Genomic DNA, 8,514 nt, shown 5'->3' with positions numbered 1-8,514 from the left:
GCAGGTCGCCGCCCCCCTCGAGGTCAGCGTAGGCCAGGTCGGCCTTCCCCGGATCGCGGATCCAGAGGGAGGAGTAGCGCTCGCCGGGGTTGTCCCGCCGGAAACGGATGCGCTTGCCCGCCTCGCCACGCGCGACCAACGTGCCGAGGACGATGAAGCGTGCCGACTTCTTCAGCCGCACGTCCGCGCAGGGCGAGATGGTCAGCGTCATGTCCTTGGGCACCGTGAGGTCCCCCTTCACCAGGTGCGGCGTGTCCGAGCCCCAGGTCTCGCTCGACTTGAGGTAGCCCGTGTGCTCGACGGGGGCCGCGGTGCCGGCGGCGCAGCTCGAGGGGGCCGCGTCGGCGGAGACGCCCCGATCGGCCGAGCTACTGTCGGGGGTCGTTCCCCCGTCCGGAGAGGTGCTGCTGCTCGAGTTGCAGGCCAGGCCGAGCAGGCCGGCCGAGAGCACGCCGAGAGCGTAGCTGGTCATTCTTCGCATGGTTGTTTTCCTCATCCTTGATCGTCCTGGTAGTTCGCCTTGAGGCGCTGAATCACCGCCGGGTCGGCAAGGGTGGTCGTGTCGCCGAGGGCCCGGCCCTCCGCGATGTCCCTGAGCAGCCGTCGCATGATCTTTCCCGAACGGGTCTTGGGGAGCTCTGCCGTGAATAGCACCTTCTTGGGCTTGGCGATGGCGCCGATCTTCTGCGCCACGTGTTCCCGCAGCTCGTCCGCCAGGTCGTCCGGGTGCTGCGCGCCGTCGCGCAGCGTGACGAAGGCGGCGATGGCCTGCCCCTTCAGCTCGTCGCTGATGCCGACGCAGGCGGCCTCGACCACGCTCGGGTGCGCCACGAGCGCGCTCTCCACCTCCATGGTGCCCACGCGGTGGCCGGCGACGTTGATCACGTCGTCCACCCGGCCGAGCAGCCAGAGGTAGCCGTCGGGGTCCCGCTTCGCGCCGTCGCCGGTGAAGTAGATCTCCTTGCCGAAGCGCGACCAGTAGGTGCTGACGTAGCGGTCGTGGTCGCCCCAGATCGTGCGCAGCATGGCGGGCCAGGGGCGGCGCAGCACGAGGAGGCCCCCGCCGTGCGGGACGGAGTGGCCGTTTCCATCCACCACGTCCGCGGAGATGCCGGGGATCGGGTGCGTGGCCGAGCCGGGCTTGCAGGTCGTGACCCCCGGCAGAGGCGAGATCATGATCATCCCCGTCTCGGTCTGCCACCAGGTGTCCACCACCGGGCAGCGCCCGCCGCCGATCACGTCGCGGTACCAGACCCAGGCCTCGGGGTTGATCGGCTCGCCGACGGTGCCGATGAGGCGCAGCGACGAGAGGTCGTGCTGGTCGGCGTACTGCCGTCCCCAGCGCATGAAGGTCCGGATCGCGGTCGGCGCGGTGTAGAACTTCGTGACGCCGTACTTCTCGATGAGCTCCCAGAAGCGATTGCGATCGGGCCAGTCGGGGGCTCCCTCGTACATCAGGACCGTGGTGCCGCAGGCCAGCGGCCCGTAGACCACGTAGCTGTGGCCGGTGATCCAGCCGATGTCGGCGGTGCACCAGTAGACGTCGTCGGGCTGCAGGTCGAAGACCCACTCGGTGGTGCTCTGCACGCCGACCAGATAGCCGCCCACGGCGTGCGCGATCCCCTTCGGCTTGCCCGTGGACCCGGAGGTGTAGAGGCTGAAGAGGAGCTCCTGCGCGTCCATCGGCTCCGGCTCGACGAAGCGCGGGGCGTCCTGCATCAGCCGGTGGTACCAGTGGTCGCGCCCCTCGTGGAACTCCATCGGGAAGTCGCCACGCTTCACCACGACCACGTTCTTCACCGTCGGTGCGTGGCGCAGCGCATCGTCGGCGATGCGCTTGAGCTGCAGGATCTGGCCGCGGCGATACCCTCCGTCGGCGGTGATGAGGAGCTTGGCTTGCGCGTCGTTCATGCGGTCGGCGAGCGACTCGGCCGAGAAGCCGGCGAAGACTACGCTGTGGATCGCGCCGATACGGGCGCAGGCCAGCATGGCGATCGGGAGCTCGGGGATCATCGGCAGGTAGATCCCGACGCGGTCCCCCTTCTCGACGCCGAGGCGCTTCAGCACGCCCGCGAAGCGGTTCACCTCGCGGTGCAGGTCGAAGTAGGTCAGGGTTCGCGCGTCCCCGGGCTCCCCCTCCCAGATGATGGCGGCGCGGTTTCTCGTCGGTCCGGCGAGGTGGCGGTCCAGGCAGTTCACGGTCGCGTTGAGCTTGCCGCCGACGAACCACTCGGCGTCGGGGGGCTGCCAGTCGAGGACCCGGTCGAAGGGTTTCTGCCAGGAGAGGAGCCGGGCCCGCTCGGCCCAGAAGCCCTCGAAGTCCCTCTCCGCGTGGTCGTAGAGCGCGCGCCCCTGCACCCGCGCCGTCTTCGCGAACTCGGGGGGCGGGGGAAACTCGCGGTCCTCGGTCAACAGCACGTCGATGGCGGGCTTGTCAGTCACCGGAAACCTCCTTGCGGCACCCTCGGGTGTTCGTTCGGTCGTTCGAGCCAATTCTGCCGGCCGCGAGCTCCCGGTCGGCGGGGTCGCGTGCCTTCACGTCGGAGGTGGGGAGGAATCAGTGCCCGCGCGGCGTGGCCGACGTCTGCGGTCCGCTCCCCAGCGCGACGGCCCGGCGCGGTGGCGCGAGCTCGAGATTCTCCTCGAGGAACGCCTCGAGCCCGACGCGCGCCTCGTCGTCTCGCATCTGGACCGGAGGGTGCTTCATGGTCCAGGAGCAGACGGGCAGGAGCGGGCCGCCGAGTCCTCGGTCGAGCGCCAGGCGCGCGCAGCGCAGGGCGTCGATCGCCACCCCGGCGCTGTTCGGCGAATCCTCGACGCTCAGCCGCAGCTCGAGGTTCATCGGGACGTCGCCGAAGCCGCGCCACTCGAGGCGGAGGAAGCAGACCTTGTTGTCCTTTTGCCAGGGCACGTAGTCCGAGGGGCCGATGTGGATGTCGTCCTCGGGAAGCCGCGTGCCGAGCTGCGATTGCACCGACTCGGTCTTCGAGATGCGCTTGGAGATGAGGCGGCTCTCCTCGAGCATGTTCAGGAAGTCGGTGTTCCCGCCGGTGTTGAGCTGGTAGGTGTGCTCGAGCTTCACGCCGCGGTCGGAGAGCAGGCGCGCCAGGTTGCGGTGCACGATGGTGGCGCCGAACTGGCTCTTGATGTCGTCGCCGACCACGGGGATGCCGCGCAGGCGGAAGGCCTCGGCGTAGTGCGCGTCGGAGGCGATGAAGACCGGCACGCAGTTGACGAGCGCCACGCGGGCCTCGAGGCAGGCCTCGGCATAGTGGCGCACGGCGGCCTCGGAACCGACGGGGAGGTAGCAGACCAGCACCTGGGCTCCGGTGCGCTTCAGCACCTCGGCCACGTCGCGGGCGGGTCGGTCCGCGGCTCGGAAGGCCTGCCGCTCCGGGTAGCGCGCCATGTGCGGCGCGATGCCGTCGAGGATGGGGCCCATCTCCACCGTGACGCCCCAGTCCGGGAGCTGCTCCTGGAAGACCGTGGTGCAGTTCGGGGGGGCGAAGATCGCCTCGTGCAGCGGGCGGCCCACCTTGCGCTCGTCCACGTCGAAGGCTGCGACGGGGCGAATGTGCTCCACGCCGTAGCGCCCCACCATGGGGTGCAGCAGGCCGGCCGCCTCGTCGGGCTGGCGGCCCGCGTAGTAGGACAGGCCCTGCAGGAGGGAGCTGGCGCAGTTGCCCACTCCAGCGATGGCGAGGCGGATCTCGGGCATGGGGTACTCCTAACGGCTAAGGGATAATCCGAAGACGCTAGCCGACGGGGGCGGGGGTTGCAATGGGCTACGTCACAGCGCGGCGTGAGGAAGCGGAGGGAGTAGCCCATCCGGCCGGGCCTGGGTCCTTGCCAAGGTGCGCGCGCGCACATATGAAGGAGGCCCCTCATCAGGACGCGTGCGCGATGGACGAGAAGCCACAGAAGTCGAAGCGGCTGGCCGGGACCGGGCTCCGGCTGGCGGCGAAGTTGATGGAGACGCCGGGGACGGGCGCGCTGCTCTACCGGGTCGCGGCGAAGCAGCTCGGCCTCGACCGGCTTCGCACGGCGCAGGTCCCTGGGCACGCGCCGCTCTACATCCCGCTGCACCGGCGGCGCGACGGGGAGGGCTGAGATGGCACCCTGGCGCACGGCGGCGGAGTTCCAGGCCGCGTATCGGACGGGAGAGACCACGCCCACGCGCGTGGCGGAGCGCGTGCTCGAGGCGGTCGCGGCCTCCGAGGCGCGGCGACCGGCGATGCGCATCTTCATCGCGCAGGCGCGGGGCGATCTGCTCGCGCAGGCGCGGGCGGCGACGGAGCGCTGGGCGCGGGGAGAGCCGCTCTCTCCGCTCGACGGCGTGCCGGTGGCGGTGAAGGACGAGTTCGATCAGCTCGGCTATCCGACGACGGTCGGGACGCGCTTTCTCGGTGGTGCCCCGGTGACGACGGAGGCGACGCCGGTGGCGCGGTTGCGGGCGGCGGGGGCGCTGCTCATCGGCAAGGCCAACATGCACGAGTGCGGCCTTGGTGCGACCGGGATCAATCCGCACCACGGGGCGGCGCGCAATCCCTACGCGCCGGAGCACATCACGGGGGGCTCGTCGAGCGGACCGGGAGCGGCGGTCGCGGCGGGGCTCTGTCCGATCGCGCTCGGGGCCGACGCGGGGGGCTCGATTCGCATCCCGGCCGCGCTCTGCGGGGTGACGGGGCTGAAGCCGACCTTCGGGCGCGTCTCGGAGGTGGGAGCGGCGCCGCTCGTCTGGTCCCTGGCGCACGTGGGCCCGCTCGCGGCCACCGTCGCCGATGCCGCGCTCGCACTGTCCGTGATCGCGGGGCCGGACGAGGGGGACTCGAACACCTGGGGCCAGCCTCCCTTCACGCTCGACGGGCTGGATCGGGGAGTGGAGGGGCTGCGCGTGGGGATCTGCTCGAGCTGGTGGGCCAAGGCCACGCCGACGGTGCAGGAGGCCGCGCGCCGGGGCGTCGCCCACCTGGAGGCCGCCGGAGCCACGGTGAAGGAGATCGGCATCGAGTATCTGGAGTGGGTCTCGCCGGTCGGGTACGTGACGATCGGCGTGGAGATGGCCTCCTCGCAGTACGAGAACCGGCTCGCGCACCGTGAGGAGCTCGGTTCCGACCTGCGGTTGCTCCTCGGGCTCGCGTCGCAGGTGCTGGCGGTGGACTATGTGCGCGCGCAGCGCCTGCGCTCTCTCATCGCGGCCAGCTTCGCGCGGGCCCACGAGGAGGTCGATCTCATTGCGACCCCGACGACGGCGTGCACCGCGCCCGTCATCCGGCCCGACGCCGAGCTCTGCGGCGAGAGCGACGACGCCGTGACCGAGGCGCTTACGGCCTACACCTTCCCGGCGAACCTGGCGGGGCTTCCCGCGGCGAGCGTGCCGGTGGGTTACGACGGAGCCGGGCTGCCGGTGGGGCTCCAGCTCATCGGGCGGCCCTGGGAGGAGCTCACGGTGGCGCGCGGAGCGCTGGCCGTCGAGGCGCGCGTGGAGCGGCGTCGGCCCACGGTCTGCTACGACCTCTTCTGACGCGCCCGCAGCCGGGCCTCGGCCGTAGGAGCGAGGATGTGCGCGCGGGTGGGTGGACCGGCCAGCCGGCCCGTCCGCCTGGTCCGGACAAGGGGGATTTTCCGCGGGGTCGTCGTGGTACAATTCGACGTGGTCCATCGCTCGAGGAGCTCCAGCACATGCACGGCGGCCGCACGTCTCCCGGGGCAGGGATGAGGATCTGCCCTCGCTGTCACAAGCGAGTCCCCGACAGCGCCATCTATTGTCCCGAGGACGGCACCGCGGTCGCCGTCGACCACGACCCTCTCATCGGCTGGGTCATCCTCGAGCGCTACGAGGTGCTCGACCGCATCGCCGTGGGGCGCACGGGGACCATCTACCACGCGCGACACGTGGGGCTCGACCACTCGCTCGTGGTCAAGGTCTTCCACCGGGAGATCTGCGAGGACGGCTCGCTCTCGCGGCGGCTCCGGCAGGACGCGACGCTCGTGGCCCAGATGGGGAGCCCGAGCGTGGTGCGCTTGAGCGACATCGGCCTTACCCAGGAGGGGCGGATCTTCGTCGCCATGGAGCTCGTGGAGGGGGATCCCCTCGACGGAGTGCTGGCGCTGGAGGGACGTTTCTCCGAGGCCCGCGCGGCGGCGGTGGTTTCGCAGCTCGCCGACGCGCTCGGCGAGGCGCACGCGGCGGGGCTCGCCCACGGCGATCTGCGCCCGCGCAACGTGGTGCTCCAGCGCCGGCGGGACCGGGATCTGGTCAAGCTCTTCGGGCTGGAGACGGGGCGCCTGATTCAGGTGCAGCTCGGCAATCGCGACGGGCGGGTCGCCCCCGACCCGAGGTACATCTCCCCCGAGCACAGCCGCGGGTACGCGTTCGACGGTCGCAGCGACACGTATTCGCTCGCGCTCCTCGCGATGGAGATGGTGACGGGGACGCCGCCCTTCAACTCGATGGACCGGGACGTCGAGCCCGAGATGCTGGTGGACCGGCTGACGGCCGCGTCGCCGCACTTCGCCGCGGCCATCGCACGGGCGCTCCATCCGGAGCCCGTCCACCGCTACCCGAGCGTGCAGGACTTCGCCAAGGCCCTGCGAGGGCGGGCGATCGCCCGCACGCCCACGGGGCAGTACGGCGACGATTCGACCCGACCGGTGCGACCTGCTCTGCGCGCCGTGACGCCGCTGCCGCCCGAGCCGCAACAGGGGCGGGTGCAGGTCATCGTGACCGGTAACGACCAGGGGGGGATGCGTGCGCGCGTCGTGGACCAGGCGCACCGCACGACGAGCGATGGGGGCGGACTCGACGCGCAGCCGACGACCTTGAACATGCGCGAGGGCCTGGACCTGCTGAAGACGCAGGTTCCGCCGAGCGGGTCGCCTCCGGCGGTCGAGGCGCCGCATCGAGCGCGCCGGAGCACCGCGCCCGCGCAGACCATCGTGCGTGGCAACAACGTGCCCGAGGCGCTGGTGCCGAGCCTCTATTCCGCGAACACGCTCATCCCGGGGACCCCCGCGAGCGAAGAGGTCTTCGAGGCGGCGGCGGCGCTGCGGGAGATGGACGACGGCTGGAACGATCCGACGCCGACAGGCTTCCGCGCGGATTCCCCGACGCCGGTGGTCTCGGTGACGCCCCTCCCCGACTCGGCGAGCGCGGCGGGCGAGGTCGAGACGCGGCGCCCCTCCGAAGAGGTGAAGGTCGGAGAGCCGGCCACGATGGTGGACCCGTCGGCGGGAATCGACGCCGAGGAGGCGCGGGGATCGCACGGCGAGGCGGCGCCGCAGGCGGCGTTGTCCGCGTTGCCCGCCTTGCAGACGGTCCCGCTCGAGCTCTCGGACCTGGCTCCGGTGTCCACGGGCGAGGAGGCGCTTCTCGCGGAGAACGCGACCCTCGGCGAGGCCGTCGCGACCGCGCTGGCCGAGCCGGCGGCGGACGATCGCCACGCCGAGCTGGGACGCTTCGAGGAGGACTACCGGGACGCGCCGCCCGCGCCTTCTTTCGAGCCCGCGATGGACGCGCCGCTTCAGCCCACCGCGACGGAACGGGTGCGGCCCGCGCTCCTCGACCTCGAGTACGAGCCGCCGAAGAGGCGGGTGCCGAGCTGGGTCTTCGGCGCGGCGGCGGCCGTGGCGGCGGGCGCGGTCGCTCTGGCGATCGTGCTCGGGCGCGGCGGCGGAGATCGACCGGCCGTGGAGGCGCCGCTGCGACTCTCCATCGCCACGAACCCGCCGGGTGCGACGGTGTTCGTGGACGGGCGAGACACGGGGAAGACGACGCCCACCGCCGTGGATGTTCCGGGCGGACGGGACGGCGCGGGGCAACCCGTTGTCACGCTGAAGCTCGCCGGGCACCTGGATACGGTCGTGCGGGTCACCGAGGCGCAGATCCACGGCGCGGGGCAGGATGGCACGGTGAAGATCTCGTCGGGGCTCACTCCGCTGCCCGCGAGCAAGCCGCCCGCGACGGGGACGGCCGCCGGGACCGCCGAAGGGGCGCCGCCTGCGCGCGCGTCGTCTCCCGAAGCCGTGCCTTCGGCCCCCGTGGCGGGTGAGCGAGAAGCGGGGGCTGCGGCGCGGGCGCGACCCACGGGGCGAGCGACGCTGAAAACCCCGGCGACGGGTCGTCCCGCGCGGGGGAGCGCTGCCGCGGCGCAGCCTGTAGCGGGGCAGCCAGCGTCGGCGGACGAGCCGAAGGCTCCCGGGAGCGGCGCCGACAAGCCCGCGCCCGCCGGGGAGGGCAAGGGCCCGGGCAGCGGAGAGCACGTGCCCGACGGGCCCGTCGTGGGGAGCGGGAGCAAGGCCGACGAGCCGGGCAAGGACAAGCCCGCGGCCAAGGCGCCCGAGCCGCCCGCAGCGAAGGCGCCCGAGCCTCCCGCCGCGAAGACGCCCGATCCTCCAGCGGCCAAGGAGCCGACGCCGGCGAAGCAGCCCGCTAAGACGGGGATCAAGCGGCCTACCTGGGCGGATTAGGGACACCCCCTAGCAGGACCAGCCGGGGCCGCACGCCTCCGTGTC

Annotated in this window: 6 protein-coding genes; 3 read left to right on the top strand and 3 right to left on the bottom strand. The window is 72.0% G+C overall.

Annotated features, from left to right (window positions below):
* The 3 genes from IT371_14645 to IT371_14635 all read right to left on the bottom strand — a co-directional run.
* Positions 1–481 (bottom strand): hypothetical protein (locus IT371_14645; GenBank protein MCC6748894.1); only part of this gene is annotated, 481 nt, incomplete at its 3' end.
* Between the two features lie 11 nt (positions 482–492).
* Positions 493–2,442 carry an acetate--CoA ligase gene (acs, locus tag IT371_14640; protein ID MCC6748893.1) on the bottom strand — a complete coding sequence of 650 codons (1,950 nt, stop codon included), beginning with the start codon at positions 2,440–2,442 and terminating at the stop codon, positions 493–495.
* A gap of 115 nt (positions 2,443–2,557) precedes the next feature.
* Positions 2,558–3,718 (bottom strand): inositol-3-phosphate synthase, encoded by a 1,161-nt coding sequence (locus IT371_14635; protein ID MCC6748892.1) that lies wholly within the window; start codon positions 3,716–3,718, stop codon positions 2,558–2,560.
* A gap of 185 nt (positions 3,719–3,903) precedes the next feature.
* Between IT371_14635 and IT371_14630 the strand changes: the two genes are divergently transcribed.
* The 3 genes from IT371_14630 to IT371_14620 all read left to right on the top strand — a co-directional run bounded on the left by IT371_14630 (position 3,904) and on the right by IT371_14620 (position 8,469).
* Positions 3,904–4,110, top strand: a complete 207-nt coding sequence (locus tag IT371_14630; protein MCC6748891.1) for a hypothetical protein — start codon at positions 3,904–3,906, stop codon at positions 4,108–4,110.
* Position 4,111: 1 nt separating this feature from the next.
* Positions 4,112–5,524, top strand: a complete 1,413-nt coding sequence (locus IT371_14625) for an amidase (GenBank protein MCC6748890.1) — start codon at positions 4,112–4,114, stop codon at positions 5,522–5,524.
* Between the two features lie 191 nt (positions 5,525–5,715).
* A complete protein-coding gene (locus IT371_14620; protein ID MCC6748889.1) occupies positions 5,716–8,469 on the top strand; it encodes a protein kinase in 2,754 nt (917 codons plus the stop codon).
* Positions 8,470–8,514: the final 45 nt, after the last annotated feature.

It is taken from the genome of Deltaproteobacteria bacterium, assembly GCA_020848905.1.
In the GTDB taxonomy this organism is placed as follows: Bacteria; Myxococcota_A; Polyangia.
The sequence above is the reverse complement of the archived record's forward strand: the minus strand, read 5'-3'. Positions and strand labels throughout refer to the sequence as shown.